We start from the raw sequence: 1,049 nt of genomic DNA on the forward strand, positions 1-1,049 counted from the left end.
GGCGTGGCGCAACCTGAATGCGATGGCCCGCGACTTCACCAAGGATAGCCAGGGCTATGTCAATGGCAATGTTTCCGGCGACCATGTGCTCTACACCAGCAGCGGGCTGCCGGCCGAATTCAGCTGCGAACGGCCGTTCGGCTTTCACTCGGTCATGCTGAGCGCCGCCTGGCTGGCGTCAGAAGGGGAGGTGGCGCTGATCGAAAGCTGGCTTGGCGAGCAGCTGATTGCAAGCGACGAGGTCACGCTGTCGGCGCTGACGCCGCTGCACTACGCCCCAATGCTCAAAGCTGTAACGCGTGTTCGCCTGTCGACGAAGCACTATTGGCAAATGGTCGTGGACGATCTGGTCTTAACGCGCTGAGATTTAGGCATGCCAAAGCGGAGCGAAATTTCGCCCCGCTTCAATCAGGTTATGTTGACGGTCAGCCCGGCACAATAATAATCGAGGCGCCGTTGGCCGCAGTGATCGCCGACAACCGGCCTTTTTTCAAGAACGATGGCTTCACATAGATCTTTTTCATATCAGACTCTCCTAAAATCCCGATCCGATGATGCCAGACTGCGGCCATCTGTCAACCATGCGGCTGGAATCGGTAAAACTGCAATAAATCCAAGGAGGAGCGGCAAGGCGCCCGCCCTCCAATTCTTGTTTACGCCATCCCGGATCGAAGGCCTTCGATGCTTTTTCTGGAATTGCTCCAGCGCCAGGCGCGTTTCGGCCAAGAGTGTGCCAGATTATATCGTGGCGCTGGTCGAGCCGTTTGCCGTGACGGCTGAAAGCTTGCCCTTCTTGACGAGAGCCGGCTTCGCGTAAGTCTTCTTCATGGTAATCTCTCCTCATCCCTACGCGAGAATGGCAGATACGCAAGATGTGTCAACCAAGCCGGGCGTCCACACGGGCTCTTGGCGACACGAGCTTGCGGCTGATAGTCTCGACGTCGACATGCGGGGCAACCGTCACATGGTGAGGGCCGCAACAACGCCCGAGGGATTTCAATGAACAAGGGTGCCGACAGATTGCTCGCGCTTGCCCTGGTCGTTGTCGC

2 protein-coding genes and 1 pseudogene are annotated in these 1,049 nt (G+C 57.6%); 1 reads left to right on the forward strand and 2 read right to left on the reverse strand.

All coding sequences use genetic code 11. From position 1 onward, the window contains the following. Window positions 1-364: pseudogene (locus EN984_RS35720) on the forward strand (hypothetical protein); the annotation flags it as partial. Window positions 365-425: 61 nt separating this feature from the next. Here EN984_RS35720 and EN984_RS35725 read toward each other — a convergent pair. Beyond that, the gene (locus tag EN984_RS35725) at window positions 426-524 is read right to left on the reverse strand and encodes a putative RiPP precursor (protein WP_127271495.1); all 99 of its coding nucleotides are present in this window, start codon (window positions 522-524) and stop codon (window positions 426-428) included. 214 nt (window positions 525-738) lie between these two features. Further along, the gene (locus tag EN984_RS35730) at window positions 739-828 is read right to left on the reverse strand and encodes a putative RiPP precursor (protein ID WP_127271493.1); all 90 of its coding nucleotides are present in this window, start codon (window positions 826-828) and stop codon (window positions 739-741) included. Window positions 829-1,049 lie beyond the last annotated feature (221 nt).

Source organism: Mesorhizobium sp. M7A.F.Ca.CA.004.12.1.1 (assembly GCF_003997835.1).
Lineage (GTDB): Bacteria > Pseudomonadota > Alphaproteobacteria > Rhizobiales > Rhizobiaceae > Mesorhizobium.